At 43.5% G+C, this 18,791-nt stretch carries 16 protein-coding genes; 9 read left to right on the top strand and 7 right to left on the bottom strand.

Annotation, left to right across the window (positions count from 1 at the left end):
- Window positions 1–1,335 carry a type VI secretion system-associated FHA domain protein TagH gene (tagH, locus tag BIT28_RS26415; protein WP_083652172.1) on the bottom strand — a complete coding sequence of 445 codons (1,335 nt, stop codon included), beginning with the start codon at window positions 1,333–1,335 and terminating at the stop codon, window positions 1–3.
- A gap of 309 nt (window positions 1,336–1,644) precedes the next feature.
- On the opposite strand from tagH, the gene BIT28_RS26410 reads away from it, so the two are divergent.
- The 4 genes from BIT28_RS26410 to BIT28_RS26395 are packed head-to-tail and all read left to right on the top strand — an operon-like array spanning window position 1,645 to window position 7,221.
- On the top strand, window positions 1,645–3,711 hold the full coding sequence (locus BIT28_RS26410) for a serine/threonine-protein kinase (protein WP_075767947.1): 2,067 nt from the start codon (window positions 1,645–1,647) through the stop codon (window positions 3,709–3,711).
- Window positions 3,712–3,750: 39 nt separating this feature from the next.
- Window positions 3,751–5,991 (top strand): hypothetical protein, encoded by a 2,241-nt coding sequence (locus BIT28_RS30100; protein ID WP_245823905.1) that lies wholly within the window; start codon window positions 3,751–3,753, stop codon window positions 5,989–5,991.
- Window positions 5,992–5,998: 7 nt separating this feature from the next.
- Complete coding sequence (locus BIT28_RS26400) at window positions 5,999–6,553, top strand: hypothetical protein (protein ID WP_075767946.1); 555 nt, start codon at window positions 5,999–6,001, stop codon at window positions 6,551–6,553.
- Complete coding sequence (locus BIT28_RS26395) at window positions 6,553–7,221, top strand: hypothetical protein (protein ID WP_075767945.1); 669 nt, start codon at window positions 6,553–6,555, stop codon at window positions 7,219–7,221. Before BIT28_RS26400 ends, BIT28_RS26395 begins: the two co-directional genes overlap by 1 nt.
- A gap of 68 nt (window positions 7,222–7,289) precedes the next feature.
- Here BIT28_RS26395 and BIT28_RS26390 read toward each other — a convergent pair whose 3' ends face one another.
- Entirely contained in the window at window positions 7,290–7,598 is a 309-nt protein-coding gene (locus tag BIT28_RS26390) for a DUF496 family protein (protein ID WP_075767944.1), read from the bottom strand.
- Between the two features lie 480 nt (window positions 7,599–8,078).
- Between BIT28_RS26390 and cspE (BIT28_RS26385) the strand changes: the two genes are divergently transcribed.
- The 3 genes from cspE (BIT28_RS26385) to BIT28_RS26375 all read left to right on the top strand — a co-directional run bounded on the left by cspE (BIT28_RS26385) (window position 8,079) and on the right by BIT28_RS26375 (window position 9,967).
- Window positions 8,079–8,288 carry a transcription antiterminator/RNA stability regulator CspE gene (gene cspE / locus BIT28_RS26385; protein WP_047874816.1) on the top strand — a complete coding sequence of 70 codons (210 nt, stop codon included), beginning with the start codon at window positions 8,079–8,081 and terminating at the stop codon, window positions 8,286–8,288.
- Between the two features lie 411 nt (window positions 8,289–8,699).
- Entirely contained in the window at window positions 8,700–8,909 is a 210-nt protein-coding gene (cspE, locus tag BIT28_RS26380; protein ID WP_036830632.1) for a transcription antiterminator/RNA stability regulator CspE, read from the top strand.
- A gap of 323 nt (window positions 8,910–9,232) precedes the next feature.
- Entirely contained in the window at window positions 9,233–9,967 is a 735-nt protein-coding gene (locus BIT28_RS26375) for a DNA/RNA non-specific endonuclease (RefSeq protein WP_075767943.1), read from the top strand.
- A 248-nt stretch (window positions 9,968–10,215) separates the two neighbouring features.
- Here the strand turns inward: BIT28_RS26375 and BIT28_RS26370 are convergent, their stop codons facing one another.
- From BIT28_RS26370 to BIT28_RS26350, 5 genes are all read right to left on the bottom strand, one after another.
- A complete protein-coding gene (locus BIT28_RS26370) occupies window positions 10,216–11,247 on the bottom strand; it encodes a lipase family protein (protein ID WP_075767942.1) in 1,032 nt (343 codons plus the stop codon).
- 131 nt (window positions 11,248–11,378) lie between these two features.
- Window positions 11,379–12,170 (bottom strand): protein-tyrosine phosphatase family protein, encoded by a 792-nt coding sequence (locus BIT28_RS26365; protein WP_075767941.1) that lies wholly within the window; start codon window positions 12,168–12,170, stop codon window positions 11,379–11,381.
- A gap of 184 nt (window positions 12,171–12,354) precedes the next feature.
- Complete coding sequence (locus tag BIT28_RS26360) at window positions 12,355–13,518, bottom strand: OmpP1/FadL family transporter (RefSeq protein ID WP_075767940.1); 1,164 nt, start codon at window positions 13,516–13,518, stop codon at window positions 12,355–12,357.
- A 48-nt stretch (window positions 13,519–13,566) separates the two neighbouring features.
- Window positions 13,567–14,646: a tetratricopeptide repeat protein gene (locus tag BIT28_RS26355; protein ID WP_245823903.1), complete on the bottom strand. Its 1,080-nt coding sequence runs from the start codon at window positions 14,644–14,646 to the stop codon at window positions 13,567–13,569.
- Window positions 14,647–14,661: 15 nt separating this feature from the next.
- Window positions 14,662–15,981: an anaerobic sulfatase maturase gene (locus BIT28_RS26350; RefSeq protein ID WP_075767939.1), complete on the bottom strand. Its 1,320-nt coding sequence runs from the start codon at window positions 15,979–15,981 to the stop codon at window positions 14,662–14,664.
- Window positions 15,982–16,140: 159 nt separating this feature from the next.
- Between BIT28_RS26350 and BIT28_RS26345 the strand changes: the two genes are divergently transcribed.
- Both BIT28_RS26345 and BIT28_RS26340 read left to right on the top strand, forming a co-directional pair.
- The gene (locus BIT28_RS26345) at window positions 16,141–16,947 is read left to right on the top strand and encodes a formylglycine-generating enzyme family protein (RefSeq protein ID WP_425439657.1); all 807 of its coding nucleotides are present in this window, start codon (window positions 16,141–16,143) and stop codon (window positions 16,945–16,947) included.
- A 64-nt stretch (window positions 16,948–17,011) separates the two neighbouring features.
- Complete coding sequence (locus BIT28_RS26340; protein ID WP_089153727.1) at window positions 17,012–18,748, top strand: alkaline phosphatase family protein; 1,737 nt, start codon at window positions 17,012–17,014, stop codon at window positions 18,746–18,748.
- The last annotated feature ends 43 nt before the right edge of the window (window positions 18,749–18,791 follow it).

Genomic DNA, 18,791 nt, shown 5'->3' with positions numbered 1-18,791 from the left:
CTATTTTCCCTGTCTTAAACTTGCTTCATAAGCTTTAACAAAATCATCCCAACAATATATTCCACTACTTTTTTCCAAGTCTTCCTCGACTCTTTTATACAAAGCTTCATATGTATTCCATCTATTAGCTTTTGTACGATTAGGATTAAATCGATTCCAAAAATCATGCTCGGTGCGAGCACTTTCAATTGATTCAGGTGAAAGTGTTTTAATAACGCCCTCAACTGCACCTTTCACGCCCGCCAACAATGCTTTTTCATGGTGACCTATATCCGAGAATGCTTCCTTAATGGCTTGCTCAGGCGGCAAAAAACTCGCACTTCTCCTGTTAAACAAGTTATGAATAGCATCATCAAAAGTGGCAGAAAACTTCAAAGGATTGTTTTCTTGTCGTTTAAAGTGTGTCTGGTTTAAACGACTAGTTTGTTTAAAAGCTGCACGTTGATGTAACGAATCCATAAGTCCGGTCATTAAACATTGCATTGACACACCTAACTCATACCACCACTGCTCGTCTTGATCTGCAGGGAGCATGTTAGAGCTGATACCTAACCCCCGAACAAAAGCACTGATGCTTCCAGGCATATCGTCGAGCTCATTATCAACTTTGCTGAAGAACTGTCCTTGAGTTGATGCTTCTTCACCACTAGAATTTTTACCATTTAATTCAATACCTTGACAAACTTCCACTTCTAATGGTTGATCTAATGGCGCTTGTGTTAAATCCAAGCTCCAATCTTCAGGAATAGGCAATTCTTGTTGGTCTAAATCAGGCGAAATACTGCTGCTTGAAGGCACCATGAAATTATCTTCTACCTGAGTTGTAAATACGGATAATACATTTTTCGCTATTGAAGCTTGTGTATGTTTATCATCAATATGGTCAGTATTAGTCAAGCTATTGGCAGGTATCGCAAAGCTTTCATTTTCTAGCTCTGAACCTTGTTCACTATAAACGCTTGCAGTAGTTAAAGCTGACCCTGAGCCACCCAACGATACTTCAATTTCATAATCGCCAAATGAGATACAATCACCATCAGAAAGAGCAGTATATTCCCCATTGCCTAACGGATTAATGGACCGGTTAATATAAAGTCCATTAGTTGAAATATCAGAAATAACGAGTTTATCGCCTTTTCTTTCAATATTTGCATGTTTTCCTGAAATCACTCGCTCTGGATCAGGCAGGCACCAGTCACAGTGCTGAGAGCGACCAATTATATATTTTTCACTCTTCCCATTAAAAACAAACGTTTTCTTTGCTTCTAATTCAGACGTAAAACGATGATAACTTACTATTGAGAGTGTCAATTCCATAACTGCATCACTAGCCATTTAAGTAAACTGACAATATTGAATATAAAAGCATATTAAAAACAATATTGTAATTAAACCACTTTCCAAAATAATATTTCTTTGACGCGATACTAAGAACAGGATTAATAAATATCAACGAAGGTTTATCAAACACATCTATTTATCCCACACACTTCATAAAAATGAAATGTTCGTTGTTACATAGCCTATAAATAACTCAGTGCTTGACCGCATTCCTCTTATTATCCAGTAGGTAGATAATAGATTCATTGTTATTCATTACACATACAGCAGCTGTAGCGCGATTTATGTTAGGAAATAGCAATCATGGAAAACATTGACAGGGATAATATCTCTTCTAAAAACAACGTCTCATCTAAGAAACGTGAAGCAGAAAATTCGGTCTCAGTCCTCACTGACATCTCTGACAAATCAACACAAAAAACAGCCACTCCTGACATTGGACCAACAAGCTCCCCCTCTAATAGTCAATCGCTAGAAGGCAAAGTCATTAAAGATCGCTATCGGATTGAAAGACTGATTGGACATGGCGGGATGTGCGATGTATACCAGGCAACCGACCTGCTACGGGAAGCATCTGGAAATGCCGAACCCTATGTCGCACTGAAAGTCCTTCAAAGGGAATACTTGAACCAATCAGGGGCGGCGAAAATCTTAATCAGGGAAGCACAAAAAACCCAACAACTGAGTCACCCCAACATCATTCGCGTATTCGATTTTGGCGGTGATAAGCTCGCCCCATACCTCGTCATGGAATGGCTCGATGGTGAAACACTCGAAGAAGTTATACGACGATCTCGACCAAATGGCCTGCCCTTCAAAAGTGCAATTACACTATTAAATCAGATCATTTCTGCCCTAAAGTATGCACACAGCCAAGGTGTTATCCATACCGACTTAAAACCTAGCAATATTATGCTCACCCGCGACGGCACAATTAAGCTCTTTGACTTTGGTGTTTCAAAGGCATTTAGTTTACATACCGACGACTACTCTGCAGAAGCTCAGCATGAGACCAATGCCCTCAGCGGATATACCCCAACCTATGCTTCACCAGATCTATTGCAGGGAAAAGAGCCTGAGGCAAAAGATGATATTTTTGCCTTTAGTACGATTGCCTATGAACTGCTAACCAGTTTGCACCCTTTTGACCGTAAACCTGCAGATATAGCACAGCAATCAGGAATGATCGCAGTTAAGCCCAACCACTTAAATTTCTTTAAATGGCGAACATTGCGTCAAGGGCTAGATTTTAGTGCAGGTAAGCGGATAACAAGCTTTTCAGAGCTTCAATATCAATTAAACACCCGTCTTGCTCCCAAAATTGCAATAGTAACAGCAACACTCTGTGTTGCTTTAAGCTTAAGCTATGGTTATCAGCAACAAGACAAACACATTGAACGGCTTTCCACCCGCTTGCAGCTATCCAATCAAGCTTCGCAAGAGGAACACCAGCTCACTCAGCTAACACCATCTCAATTTATCGCAGCGCTACCGACGCTACCCAAAGATAAGCCGCTACTAATAGATGGGCTGCTCAGACAAAAGCATCAGCAAATCATCTCTGTGTACGAACAGCGCATTAATAACATTTTGAATAACCGCCATGAGCGTTATCCTGATTATTACGCTATCGAAAAAGAGCTTATCAATGCTCAGAACCTCTACCCCGATTCACTCGTCCTGTATAGCATCTCGGAAGAAATAACAGCGAGTTGGCAATCAACAGTAAAGATCCTGGTTCAACGGCTAAATACACTGCTGGAAAGAGGCCAGTATCATCCTGATGGTGATGATGATATTGCTCAGCTACTTGCCGATCTGAATCAAGTTTCCTTCGAGTATCAATTTGAACCAACAGAAAAGGCAAACATAACTTTCTCGAAGGCTTTTAAAGACGCAGCAAAGAACCTTGATCTAGCATCGATTAGGCAGCTAATCCATGTTGGCGAATTACTTTTTTCCAATACTTCAAGTCAGCAATCACAACTCGCTGCCGGGAGAAAATTAAAAGAATCTATTCAAATCATGACGGATTACCAATCGAGCCTAAGCGAAGGGACACTTGCCGAGTATCCATACCAAGCCGCTGCGATTTATTATCAAAACAGCTTTGATGAATTGAATACAAGGCTAGACAACATTAAAAATGTGACTCAGCTCGATGCCTTAAACAATGATGTCGGAAAGATTACCGACAAATTACCAGATGATTTCTCCCCTCTCATACAAATACGTCTTGCTATGGCAACCGAGTACTTGAATTTTTCTGAAGCACTCCTGAAAGCCAATAAAGGGCGAACCGCAAACATGGTGATGAAAAAGGCTAACAACCTTTTTGCCGAAGTAGAAAAGGCACGTTCGGCTTATTAAGCCTATTTATCGGCCCGTACTGTCAAGTAAGAGGTAGCTGTGCATTTTAATACATCTCTCGCCAACGCTAAATTAAACCAGACACTTCTGCTCGATGCTGTAGGGCTTTGTTACGTCATAGCCCCACCCCATCGAGCACTTAATGGTGATCCTGGCCTTGCGAAAGACCAATACAAGAATAAATACTGGGCAGACCGACTTCTTCGCACCCACTGTAGTACGTGGGGATATCAGTTCAATCTGTATCGCTTATATCACCAGCTTTGTCCAAGCCCGCTTCAGCATCATAAGTCCAAAGATGAAATCATCGATGAACTCAGTAATCGCATGGCTCACGGGGAATTCTTGGTATTTTGTGTTGACAACCTTTTACCTTCCCCACCAGATGCCACCAATGCGGATGTTCCAATGGCGAGTTCCAACATGGTTGAGCAATTACAACCTATCGTCCCCTCCCGCAATTTAGAGCAAGGCGGTAAAGACTTAACAAATAACGATAAACTAGAAGTGTTAGATATATCCTGCTCATTACCAAATGGTAAACCTGCAGTAAATATTCCATACACAGTAAAATCCCTATCTTGCGGTACCGTTCATAAAGGGGAACTGGACAATAGTGGAACTCAACACTTCGACAATTTACAAGCTGGTGATGTCGAGGTCATATTTGGTAAACCAATTACAGAAGCAGAGATTGTCACAACACGTAACCAAATAGGTTTCCTTCTTGAGTCCATCATCGCAGCCCAAAATGCCGAAGCCTTGGCACTCGAAACCGAATATCAAGAGCTAAACTCGGCAGAGAAATGGCTTAAACGTGTAGAACAAAGAGCAAGAGGTGTTTTTGATGCCGGTGCAGGCACGCTTGAAAGTATTGCTACAAACTACTCAATAAATAGTATGCTCGCTTACCTTACCCGCATCTACATCGCCGCCTGGCGAACCAATGACACTGTCACCGATAACTGGGTAACAACCTTTGCCGATAATTATCTTGAGCAGCATCACAAGGAACTTGTGATCGCTCTCGGGTTTGATCCGGCCGCCATCAACAAAGAAATGTTTGCAGAAGCCTATGAAGTTGCGAGTTTTGTAAACAGTGATCCAGCCACGCAAAATGCATTAATTGATTTTGCCAAAGATTATGTGGCCGCTCAACACGAGCTTGAATGGAATTACATTGCAGGTAGTGCAATCTTTGAAATAGTTCTCACGGCCTTATTAGCGTCATCAACTGGCGGTATCGGTGCAGCAGGCTCAGTACCCAGCAAAGCACGCCATATCAACAAGTTCTCTGAACTCGGCACATTATTAAAACAGCTCACCAAACAGCTCAAACAAAAAGCACAATTCAAACAGAAACGTGGCAGAACCAATGGTCATATTACACATCAGATCAAGAGGCCTGATGGGGCTGAATTGCCTAATAATATTAGACCCATTAGCACAACAATAGCCACTAGAAAAAGAGTGCCACCAACATCGTTAAGTGATGCAAAAGAAAGACTTTTATCTATGGCTAAAATTATTGCAGATGAAGGCTATCAACCTAAATATACTGATGCTGAACTTATTGCAATGGCAAAAACTGGCAATGTTGCCAAAGAGCGCTTCCACGTTCGTTTCATGGAAAGTGAATATATAAATGGCGGCGAAGGTATGCTAGGCGCTCAGATGGAAGGCAAAACAGGTAAAGGGGCTAAGTACTGGTCCACGACATTTGACCAAATTGAAGATGCAGACACGGACTTCAAGCTTATCGCAAACAAGCTGGGTCTCGGCGACAGCTTCGATCCTCAGAAGAAATATACACTTATTATTATCGACACTGAAAAATCAAAAGATTTAACTGGTGTAAAAAGTATTTCGGCAACCTTTGAGAATCTCAGTAAGTTTGCTAATGAAGAACTTCCAGCTGATTTCCCTAAAGAAATCACAGATAGAATCATGAACAGTAATTTTCAAGATATATATGCTAAGCACTATACTGCCGCAAACTCATTAGATTATTTAGAGTGGTATTCAGACCCAATCGGATTCAATAACTACTTATCTGATACCAAACTTACTCAAGATACTAAAGATTATCTTCTCAAGAGATTAATAATGCAAAGAGACATCGGTAATAACAAAGATTACACTGGCAATGGTCTTACCATGAATCTAATTGAAAACTCATCAAATAAGTATGGAGCAGTAGAAACATTGAACTTTGAAAGAAAGATGATTAATTTGAATCAACTTCAACAAGCAAATGCTATTACTTACATAACTAAGTAGAGAATATATGACAAGAGTGAATCCCCAATATCCACAACTAAAACAACTCCCAGATCTTACTAACATTAAGGATCTAGAAAATTATGCTATAAAACTAGGTGAAATTCAGGATTCTGTGAATCAAAACATAAAATACGTATTTGTAAATAATATAAATCACCTATCAATTTTGGAACATCGTACAAAAACGCTAGATGATGGCTCTATAAGTTTCAGGTCTTATCAAACAGATTTCCCATTACAGTTCCTAGCCTGGTTTATTGAAGCATTAATCGATTTCAGGAAAGCACCTAAAAATGGAGGCCTACACTCAGGAGCAATGGTAACAAATGATCAATGTATCGATGGTGAAATGTTATGTATAAAGCGAGCCATGGCTTATGACGGACCAGGTATTCCAGGTTACTCAATCGTTAACAGATCCCGCCGTAATAGGAATTTATCCAGTGAAATAATTTATTTCCCCCAAGAGATCAGCTTTTCTGAGCAATTCATATTCAACAGTGGACTGCTAAAACTCATTCAAGATTTGGCAGATAAATACCAATGTGGAAAAATATAATGCCCAACACTAATGAGCAACGACTTGATGTGATCGATAACTGCAACATTCTACTAAAAAAATTCGAGCCCTTTAGCTCAGGAAATAATACACCAGAAGAACGAATGTTCGCTCAACTTACATGGCTTAAAAAAAGGGCTGAAGAAAATAAACTTGAGCTACCAGTCAAACCTGAAATGTTAAGTACCTTAAGATATATATACACCGACGGAACACTAAACTGTTATGCAAGTAAACAAAACAATAGGGAGTGTATATATGAAGAAATTGAAAACCATATGGAAAAGTTATTAATTCTTGCGCGACATGGCAAACTTTTATTAAAGAAAGAATACTTCAATTATATACCCCCCTGTATTGAAGTCCTTCTCCACTTATTAGAGAACCCTGAAAGAGAGCTTCTTCAACATGAAGTTAAGCTAATTGATGAACTAGTTGAAATAAAAGAATCATTATTAAGGCATGAAAAAAGATTACCACTTCGGAGTTACATGCCAGATTATAAAGGATTTATAAAGTCAGATTCATCACTGACAGACATGAAAAGCACAGTATATCTGTTTAAGATTATTGACAATTTAGTATTTAATGGAACTAGGCCTGACTCATGGTTAACCCCCGAACACGCTGAACATGAAGTAAGAAAGTATTTATCATTAATAAAGTAAGAATATGAACAATCAGCTCAAACAAAAAAGCTCGACCGAAGTCGAGCTTTCAAATTCATTCGTAGGCATTACTGCTTATGAGCAATCTCTGCTTTCTTCAAATCTTTTACGTTCTTGCTTACTTCACGGCGCTCTTTAGATAGCTCGGCGCTGATGATGATGTGGTCATCAACACGATCTTCGTAATCGCCTTTCATGTTCTCAACAATCTCTACGATTTGATCGTGAGTCATGTCTGCCTTGATGTAATCAAGCAGGTTTTCTAGCAGCTCAACACGCTTACGGTTATCACGGACCTTACGATCGTTATCCAGGATTTCACGTTTCAGTTTGTTTTTACGACGTGTTTGGCGAACAAGCTCTAGGATAGTGTTCATTATTTGTCCTTTTATGAATCTACAAAGCCTAACTGACTTTGTTATAACAGAAAAATATGTTGTTACTCAAGTCACATTATCAACAAGAAAATTTTATCGCCGATTCTTTGATTTAATACAGCAAAGCATGAGGTATGTTATCTTCGTTTCTCCCACTTTTTACTGCAACATGCGCAAAGTCTCAAATGCAAGAAACCGCTTTTATTTCATCTGTCTATGTAATGAGAATAAGGTCTATTTTTCAGCTAAATCCTGTGAATTTGACCACAAATTTATCACTTAACTATTTGCAATTAGCATATCAGTGCCTACTCTTTCATTAGACCAGTAGTGTTTGGCAATGATGCAACAATGTGAACGAAAACACTTCATGTATAAGTTCTTGTTTAAGACTGTTGTACTGAAGCTATCTGTTTCAATTGTCACCAAAGTTAAATAGTTATTGGCGCTTTTTGTTGATGTAGAAATTCAGGAGACAACATGTCTAAAGCAACAGGTACCGTTAAGTGGTTCAATGAAGAAAAGGGTTTCGGTTTTATCACTCAAGATAACGGCGGTGCTGACGTATTCGTTCATTTCCGTGCTATCACTGGCGACGGATTCAAAACACTTGCTGAAGGTCAAAAAGTTTCTTACGAAACAGAGCAAGGTCCAAAAGGCCTACAGGCCGCTAACGTAGAAAAGATCTAGTCTATCTTTCTACTTAGCAGTAAAAGGGCCATTTGGCCCTTTTTTAATCTCTGCTCTTCCGAGCTATAAAATTTTATTTTTTCTTCTATCTCAAGTCATTTGTCACTAACTCGTTGTAAAAACCAGAGATTATCCTTCACTGTAGTGATACCAATATCACATTTTCTTCCATAAGCACTTAAATTTTAAAGTAATTGCTTGCCCTACCCGACCCCTTATGGCTTAATAGTCCCCGGCCTGTAATGCAGACCTATTTATGCAACAAATTGAAATAGAAAACTTCGTTCCACCGCTTTGTAAAAAGTGCAGTTGTCCTGAAGAGCTTCATTATTCTTTTGTCCATAAGTAATACATTATGATGGCTTAAGTACGCGACAAGCGTAAGATTAATTTTTATTCAGGAGACATGTCATGTCTAAAGCAACTGGTATTGTTAAGTGGTTTAACGACGAGAAAGGTTTTGGTTTCATCACTCAGGACAATGGCGGCGCTGACGTATTCGTTCACTTCCGTGCAATCGCTGGTGAAGGCTTCAAATCTCTAGCTGAAGGCCAGAAAGTATCTTTCGACATCGAACAAGGTCAGAAAGGTCCTCAAGCTGCTAACGTTGAGCGTATCTAATTTGATACCAAGCGTTAAGCTTTGAGAAAAGGGTATCTTAGGATACCCTTTTTTGTTTCCATAATTCATCAAGCCTCTCCTTCTCATCTCCGACATCATATCGACCATACTAACAGATATCTCGGTTTCAACATTTCACGTTACTCATGTGTGTATTTCGCCCATAAGTGATTAATATTGTTGATAAAGTGCTTTATATCCCACACCAATATATTGATGAAAACACCTATCACAATTTGCCTATTTATCAATACATATTCATTCGGCAAAGCAATAATATCTCTCGTCCTATAAGCACAATTGATAATAAGGACGATAGAATAATGAAACATATCCTACTGGCTATATTAAGCCTTGCCTTCTCGGCTACGGCCACTGCTGCTACCTGTAACCAGCACCTTGATGTCGGTACACCAAACCAGAGCGATCAAATTCTATGTAGAGACGGTTACGCTGCAGGTTATAACTACCAAAATAAGGTCTCGAATTGGGTGGCCTATCACATCACGGCTGAAAGTGTGAATGCCTATTACGAACGTTCAAATAGCTTTCGCACTGATACTGAAATTCCGAGCCCATACCGTTCAACAAGCAGCGATTACAGCAAAACAGGCTATGACCGTGGCCACCTCGCACCTTCTGGTACGATGGACTTTTCTCAGCAATCTATGCAGCAAAGTTTTTTGATGTCGAATATGGCTCCGCAGCTCCCTGGCTTTAACCGAGGCGGCTGGAAAGCACTGGAAGAAAAAGTACGCGAGTGGGCTAATACCTATAACGAACTGTACGTTATCTCCGGCCCAATTTGGGACGGTAATGAAACCTATATTGGCAACGGTGTGTATATTCCAAATAGCTTCTACAAAGTCATTCTTGATCCGGCCTACAATGACGCAATTGCCTTTATAGTGCCACACCGCAAAATATCTTCATCAGAAATACCCAGTTTCATCGCTACAGTAGACGAAGTTGAGCAACTAACTCAGCTTGATTTCTTCAGTGCACTACCAGACAGCATTGAAGCTGAAATTGAAACTGTAGAGTGGGAAATGTGGTAATAACTCACAGGTAAAGTAAAGCTCGTCGTTTGGCGGGCTTTACTTTCTGTTTTATGCCGTGTTTTTTGGTGCACCTCATACATCAAGTTGATAACCTATCACCTTAATCACCAAATAAGCAGTCACAATGGAAACCATTAACCTCTGGTTAGAATTCATCAATGAACTTCTCAAACTGATCGGTTAGCTACCAGTACAAATCCTGTACCAGTAGCTACTTTATTTCCCTGACTAGTCCTTGCTTTACCTCAATTCACTATCGGCCCTAATATCTCGCGGATCATCTTAGGTAGCGGCAGTAAGTCTTCTAGTGGGATATCGTCTTCCATCCCCATCAGCTCAGGATACCCCTGTACGTGCTGGTAAATAGCCTGAATGATATATGGGGCTATCAGGATTTTATATTTCCCTTCCAATGGTGGCTCATCGGCATTGATTTGCCTGTATTTCTTCCCTTTGGAATCGCGGATCATTTTGCGGAAAACCATCGCTAAAGGAAGGCTCGGCAAGAGTGGAAAATACAAGCCATACAGTTTCTTTAATGTTTGCGTATTCCAGGCATGCGGTACGATATCAAGAGAGTTGGCAATGCGGACACATTGATCGCCTAGTTGCTGATCAGAATACTCTGCAAAATCCTCATTTCCTGCAGATGGCCCAGCAAAGGCTACCGTAGAAATATTAATATTCTCTGACAGCCCTTTCCCTTGAATATCTTTTAACCATAATGCCATCGTCGGTGACAAAGCCCCTCCCAAACTGTGTCCGGTTATGCAGACATCTCCTTTTCCCTCTTGCCCCAGCTCGCTATTGAGGAACTCCAGTATGGTTTGCTTCGCTCCCGGCATACCAGACTCAGGCCGCAGAGCTTGCAGCATGATAAGGCCAAAATTGGTGCTTTCCGAAATTTTGGGTACTAGGTATTGCGGAGGATTGCCGAAAGGCCAGTCTTTCAAGTACTTGGCCTGAAAATCCCATATAACCCAATTGGGAATAGAAACAGGGTTTGTACCTCGAATAGCGATAACGTACTTGGAAGGGTCTTCAATATTACGGACAGCATACATCAGGCTATCGTCAAACTTTGTACCTGGAAGGGCAAAAACAGCAGGCCCCCAAACGACTTCCCACTGATTCTTAATAGGCTTCCATGATCGAAGCGCTTCATTGAATTTTGTCAGAGTTATTTCAGCATTTTTCTTATCTGTCCCTTCCAAAGCAAACCCAAAATAGGACATGTAGCTGAATGTCAGCATAATTTGTTGTTTTGTATAAGACATACTCATTCCCTGAACATCATTTTGAATACTTCAGGGAATAATAGTAAATCACATGTGAATCATGGTGACTATGATCACATCAAGCGTCTATTCTACAAACTAACTTGTTTGCCTTTACCTATAACGCGATTTTATTTCTCTTCCATTAGACGAACTAAAGTTTCCATCTGAACAGGGGTCTGGATCATAAAGTCGTTTCGTGAAGCTCTCAGATCCCGGGTAATCGCTTCTAAAGACATACTTGGATATGTGTTCATTGCCATAGTAGCTATCGTCTGCCCCGTACGGCCTACGCCCGCCCGGCAATGAATAACTGGTAACAGTTTTGCTGGATCGTGCACTGCACGGCTTCGTCTCTTTTCATAAAAAGCACGCTTATTGGCAGTAATGCGCTCAATCAAGGCAACTAAGTTAATTGTTGCTTCCGAGCTGACAGTTTGATGATCTGGCCAATTATGTACGTGTACCACAGGTATATCGATAGAGGCATCATACCCAGCGACATTTAATTGATAGACTCTGGCCTCAATCCCACTTCCAAGGCCTTCTGTGCTCGAAAATACCGATTGTGTCCTAATGTTGCCGTAAATCGAAGAATTCGAGAAATAATCTGGAAGATCATTGCCCTGAATATCAGTGTCACTTGCCAGTACAACCAGAACAGGCGTTCGATTTTCCACCAGCATCTGAAAATGACTTTCCAACTGATGTTGATATGGGAACTGCGACGCAATTGCAATATAGCGGTCATTAATCTTGATACGATTGGCATTCAGCTCATTGCGTACACTGGTATCTGCACAATGCAGCAGGTTAAACCTGTCACGGTTTGGATCAAAGGCAAAGCATCTTGCTCCTCCTTTAATCATCATTAACCGATGCGCTGTTGCTTGATATGTATCCAAACCGCTTTCTTCAATCATTCAGTTGTCCCCTCTGTTGTTTCCAAGGCCAATCCTATACTCTCCGGTTAGTAAAGCCGCCTCTTATTGATAGATTTATGACTTAAATTCCAATAAAACGCTCACAATGAAAAATAACTGCTCAATATAGCAACGCCCTGCTCAGGCAAGGCGTTAACATAACATATTACTTCACGCTGAATGATTAATACGTAAAGCTCACACCAACAAAGTGTATACGGCCGTCAAATGTTCCATCCAAACTTGGCAAGTTACGCCTGATATCGACCCCACCAAGATCTGCGTATTCATAGAAGGCATCAATCTTAATATCATCCCAATAAGTGGATGCACCGACCGAATAACGATATTGCTCGCCAACCGGTACGTCAACCCACTGCTTGCTTGCATCATCCTGTGGCGACGATTCATAGGAGATACCGGCCTTTAATCGCCATCTGTGGTTTAGTTGATAATCCGCCCCCAAAGCTACCTTCCAGACATCATCCCAGTCACGGTCGATCACAACACCACTATCACCCAAGCCAAAATCAAGTACCGTTGTATCCCACTCACTCCAGCGATGCCATTGCACCGACGTCAGTACATCCAACTGTGGCGTGACTGCATAGCTGGCACTAACATCCATTAACGCCGGAAGACTGATATCAGTCTGTAGTCGGTTAATCACCCCCAACTCGGTAGGACCGGTAACCCTCGTGTCAAACTCATGCTCAAGTTTACTCCGGAAACTTGCCCCGACCTTAAACCGTTCATCATGGGTATATATCACCCCAATATTTGCACCAAAGGCCCAGTCAGTGTCCTGCTTGGCTTCAATCAAACTCGTCGATTGCTGAAGTGCTGCCCAGCTAAGCTGTAACCCGATCCCTACAGCCCATTGTTCATTAAGGCTATAACTCAACGAGGGATTGAACTGCATGGCAGTTAGGGTAATTTCATCAAGTGCCGCGGCTCCGGCCCACTGATCGCCATAAGCCAGACTTGAGCCACCAACGGCACCTAAAGCGAGCCCAAGGTGCACATTGTCGCTGATCTGGTGGGCATGAAAAGCACCAAATGATGGAAGAAAAGAGCTTGCTTTTCCATCCCCCTGACCAGTATTGTCCCGATACTTCATTTCCAGATCGAAGCCGAGAACATTAAATGTCGTGAGCTGATCTCTCATATCACTCATGGTGGCCGGGTTCGCCCACATTGCAGCAGCCGAACCACTATAAACGCCATCACCAGCGGTTGCTGTCCCGGCATTTGCCGTCACGGCCTCCTGAAGAAAAATGCCACTTGCCTGTACCGGTAAAGACAGTACAGATACCGCAGTCAATAGGGTCGGCGTTGTTATTCGCATTACGTCACTCATCGTTGTTATTTTCGGGTAGATTACGGGCTAAAATACTCAGCCACGCTTAGATTGGAGTTCGTTGATGACATACTCAGGCGCAATTTTGCCGAGCTCTTGCAGGCAAGCGTCAGTTTTCTGATGCCCGTTGCGAATATAGATATCGCAAACGGCGTAGAGCTGTTCCGGGGCACCAGAGATCAGATAAGCCTGTTCAAAAGCCGATATGGCCGCATCAAGGTTAACTGGCTCTTGCAGTACGCCACTGAGATACCAAAAATAGCTGTTAGTCTTCGCTAGTGATGCTGCACGCTGCATCGCTTTGGCAGCAACGTTTTTTTGTTCCAACCGAACCAGTGTCAGTGCCTTGGAGTAATGTAAGTTGGCCTCATTTGGCAATCGTTCTATCGCCTGCTCTAACGTAACCAACGCATCACTGTCCAGCCCCAGTGCACGCTGGTTATCAGCCATGCTTAGCCAGATTTGCGGATCGGTTTGATTGTCAGCCAATAGTCTTTGATAAATACGACTTGCACGCCCGAATTCCTGATGCCAGCGATAGACATCTGCCAGCAAAAGCTGCATGCCTTTGTCTTCTTGCTCAGACAAGTGTTGGATTAATGCCGAGGTTGGGTTTTCCATCATTGCCTGTTGTTCGGGAGACATGTTACCGAAATCTCGGATCAGACTGGTGGTTGCAGCCAACTTCACCTGGAAAACCGGATCATTAAGCAATGGCGATATCATTCGCCAGCGGTGCTCGAACTGATAGGGCTCCGCACCAATCACTGCAGCTTCTCTTACAGCAGCACTGCTATCACGTAATCCACGAACAACAGCCACCAGGCTATTCTGGTTTGGATAGCGAGCGAGTTGGCGTAACGCCTCAGCCCTCTCCTCATCACTTTGGCGCTGATCTTGCGCGGTATAGACCCACTTCTGAAGCTGAGCCGACTGCGTGTCCTCAGTTACATTAAAGCCCCGAGTGACTACTAGTCCTGTGTCAGACTCTGCCTGAGCGTTTGCTACCTCAGAGGACTGTGCATTTACCTGCAAAGGCGCCAATAAAGATAGCGATAAGACGGCAGATACCGCAGGCTTCGCAATACTTCTGAAGCTGAAAGATAATTTGTTCATCGAAAACCTCGCTGATCAGAACTGCGGCGGATAGGGAAAACGATTCATTGATGGCTTAAGCAACTCATCCCGGTATTTGCCATGGGCAACAGGGTGGCCCGTCGCTCTCAAAATGTAAGCCAACGACTTATCCGCATGGCTAAAGAATTTTTTCCAACCAGCGCATAGGTAATTCAGCCCCGGCTCTCCATCTTTGGTACGGATAAAACGGTTTTTAGGGCACTCGCCAAAGCAGGCAAACTGGTAATCACACTGCTGGCACTGGCTGGTCAAGGTGCGAGACTTGGCAAAGCCAAACGCCTGCTGCTGCTCCGAATATGCCATTTCATCCAGTTTTTGATGATGAATATTGCCTATCTTGTACTCGGGGTACACATAATGGTCACAGGTGAACACATCACCGTTTGGCTCCATAGCCAGTCCCTTTCCGCACATTTCGCCTAAGGTACATAACGGGTTTTTACGCCCCATCCAGGTCTCGACACTGGCCTCAAAATACTGCACAAACACCTTACCCAGATCGTGTTTTACCCATTCGTCAAAAACAGCAATCAGGAAATCTCCCCACCCCTCGTCAGACACACACCAAGGCTCGACCACTGACTTTTTATGCCAGGGCTTCAATCGGTTATCCCCCTGACGTAGCTGTTCTTGCGGTTGCCAGGTCTGCGGTGCCGTAGTACGGAAAGTTTTTTGCTCGACGATCGGAATAAATTGCATTTGAGGCGAGCGCACCTCATCGCGAAGAAAGCGGTACACTTCAAGTGGGTTCTTGCTAGTTAGATTATTTACACAGGTTAAGGTCGCAAACTTCAACTTATGCTTATGTAGTAACTCGACGGCAGCCATTACCTGGCGAAATGTGCCTCGTCCGGCTCGGTTTGTCCGGTAAGCATTATGCAGCATTTCCGGACCATCGATGCTTAGTCCGACGAGAAAGTTATTTGCGGCCAGAAATTCGCACCACTCATCGTTAAGTAACGTGCCGTTTGTCTGCAGATCATTCGCAATCACAATACCCGGAGGCTGATACTTTCTTTGTAACTCAACTATCTTGCGAAAATAGTCCAGCCCCAGCATCGTCGGTTCGCCCCCCTGCCACGAGAAGATAATTTCTGGTGTGTTCTGCCCTTCAATGTACTGACGGATATAAGTCTCTAAGGCTTGCTCATCAAGCTTGGGAGAGCAGCCTTGCTTATATTCCAGCAAATCCTGCTTACTGAGGTAATAACAGTAAGTACAATCGATATTACATGCAGCACCAATCGGTTTTGCCATCACATGCATTCGTTTCGACGCCTTGCCGTTAAATTGTGGACCTTGGGTAATCAGCATATTGCACCACCAGATAGACTCAAAATGATGCTCGCAGTGTAAATCCCCGCGCAGCCCAGCGCTTGTTATACCCCTTATAACCAATTGGAATGGCGTTTTTCCATAAACTAGAAACGCCTAATTATTAAGCGGAGCTCCGTTATGAAAGCCCCCCGTTCTATCCGTACTTTACCTATGCGTACCTTGACTCTTTCCACTCTTGGTCTTGCAGTCTATATTCCTGCTGTCTATTGGGGAGTTGCCCATTCAAGCCAGGTCACAACGCATCCTGTTGCCCTGCAGATAGAAGCCAATATGGTGTTGGTAGAAGGTGGAAGCTTTACGATGGGCACATCCCTACCCGAGGCAAAAAAAGCTGAAAGCCCGGCACGCACCGTTAGCCTTGATAGCTTTTATATTTCGAGGTTTGAAGTGACTCAAGAGCTATTCGAAAGTGTCATGGGTTCATCCATGAGTTACTTCAAAGGTAAAGATGTACCGGTGAACAACCTTAGCTGGCAACAGGCCAGCTATTTCATTGAACAGCTCAACGCCCAGACGGGTAGCCATTACCGCCTGCCGACAGAAGCCGAGTGGGAATACGCTGCTCGTGGTGGTAACAAGAGTCAGGGCTATCTCTACAGCGGGTCAAATGACATCAATGAGGTTGCCTGGTATGCCGGTAATGCCCGAAACCGTGCTCAGCCTGTAGGCATGAAAAAGCCCAACGATCTCGGCTTGTACGATATGACTGGCAATGTCGGTGAATTCGTTATTGATGCCTTTGATGAGAACTTCTACCGCTACGGCCCGACAGACAACCCTAACAACGCTAAAGAGACTGATATCGGGCTTGCCCACAAATCTGTCCGCGGTGGCAGCTTTTCTTACGATGCTGATGAGTCGGAAAATTTCCGTCGGGACTTTGCCAGCCAGTCGGTAATTATGTCTGACATGGGACTGCGTCTGGTCCGTGATGCCGACTAAGGCTACCTGCAAAACACATTCTTATTTCATCGCCTTCTTACGTTTAAAAGAATAAGGACTCACTATGAACTTACCACGCATCCCGATGCTGGTTCTCGCCGGGTTACTTGCTGTGCCCTGCTATGCGACGGCTCCCGCCACGAAAAATACGACTGAAGCTTCCAAAGCTACAGGTTCAGCTCCCAAACTGGTGCTTCAAATCACCGTCGACGGACTTCGCGCAGATTTAATTGAACGATACAAGAAAAACTTTGGTGACAGTGGCTTTCGATACCTGATGGAACAAGGCGCTTATTATACCAATGCGCACTATCAGCACGGTAATACCGAAACAATTGTCGGCCATGTCTCCCTGGCAACAGGAGCACCTCCGAGCGTACACGGCATGGTAGGAAATGTTTGGTATGACCGTCAGCTAGAGCGACTGGTCTACAACGTGGAAGATGCCGACTATGCCATGCTGACAGCCAATGCCGGGGTCAACCAGTCCACTGAAATCGACCCGACACAAAAAGCCGCTAAACAAGATGGTCGCTCCCCGGTACCAATCCTGTCGACAACCTTCAGTGACGAACTGGCCGTCGCCAGCAATGGCGAGTCTAAACTCTTCTCGGTATCAGTCAAAGACCGTGGTGCCATCTCGCTAGCCGGTCATAGCGGTAAAGCATTCTGGTTCTCCAAGGCCCAATCCGAGTTTGTCACCAGTAATTATTACTACGATCAGTATCCAGCATGGGTAAACCAGTGGAATGCCCAAAATTATCCGGCTCGATACAGCAAACAACAGTGGCAGCTATCCCTACCTGCCGAGCATTACACCCTCAAGGAAGGCGATCCTTCCTACAAGGTCGATCTGGCTGGCTTCAGGCGCAGTTTTCCGCACCCTTATGGCCCTGCATCCTACAAATACTTCAGCACTATGCTAACGCTAAGCCCTGCCGGTGATGAGCTAACGGCTGACTTTGCATCCGCGTTAATCGATAAAGAACAGCTCGGCAAGGGCAAATTTACTGACTATCTGGCTGTGAGTTTCTCGGCCAACGATTATGTGATCCACATGTACGGCCCTGCCAGCCTGGAAGCAGAAGATAATTTGATCCGGCTAGATAGAACACTTGGCAAGCTGTTTAAACACGTCGACTCACACATTGGCCTGGAGAATACGCTGATCGTACTTTCAGCCGATCACGGTGTGCCGGAAGCCGCCCCTACGGTCAACGCACTGGGCTATCGCAATGCCGGGTACTTTGATAAGTCAACCATTGTAAATAATGACTTAAAGAAAAGGCTGCGAGAAGAGTTTGGATTGCCCGAAAATGTTGTCCGCCTTTACGCCCAGCCTTATATCTATCTCGATCATCAACTCATCAAAAATAAGGGCATTGAGCTAGCCGATGTTCAAGCCGCTGTCGCTGAAGAGATGACGAAAATTAAAGGGATCGCCTATGCGGTAACAAGTCGCGATATCGAAACAAACCGTATTCCGGATAGTCACCTTATGACCCTGGTGAAAAACAACTACCATCCACAGCGTTCAGGTGATGTCTATTTGGTTTTCGCCCCTCGCACTTATATCAATGACATGGATGGGCTGACGATTGCCTCAACTCATGGCTCGCCTTGGCGCTATGATACTCATGTACCGGTCATTTTTGCAGGCTACAACATTGAGCCAAATAAAGTGACCCGAGAAATAACGCCGTACGACATCGCACCAACACTCTCCAACAAACTGGGGATCACCCAGCCAAGCGGCACGACGGGAACCGTATTAAAAGAGGTAGCAGGCAGCAGCAAATAAAACACGTTCTCTCAAAGCATGAAAAACACAAAGCCCGTACCGC

Source organism: Photobacterium proteolyticum (assembly GCF_001939735.1).
Lineage (GTDB): Bacteria > Pseudomonadota > Gammaproteobacteria > Enterobacterales > Vibrionaceae > Photobacterium > Photobacterium proteolyticum.
The sequence above is the reverse complement of the archived record's forward strand: the minus strand, read 5'-3'. Positions and strand labels throughout refer to the sequence as shown.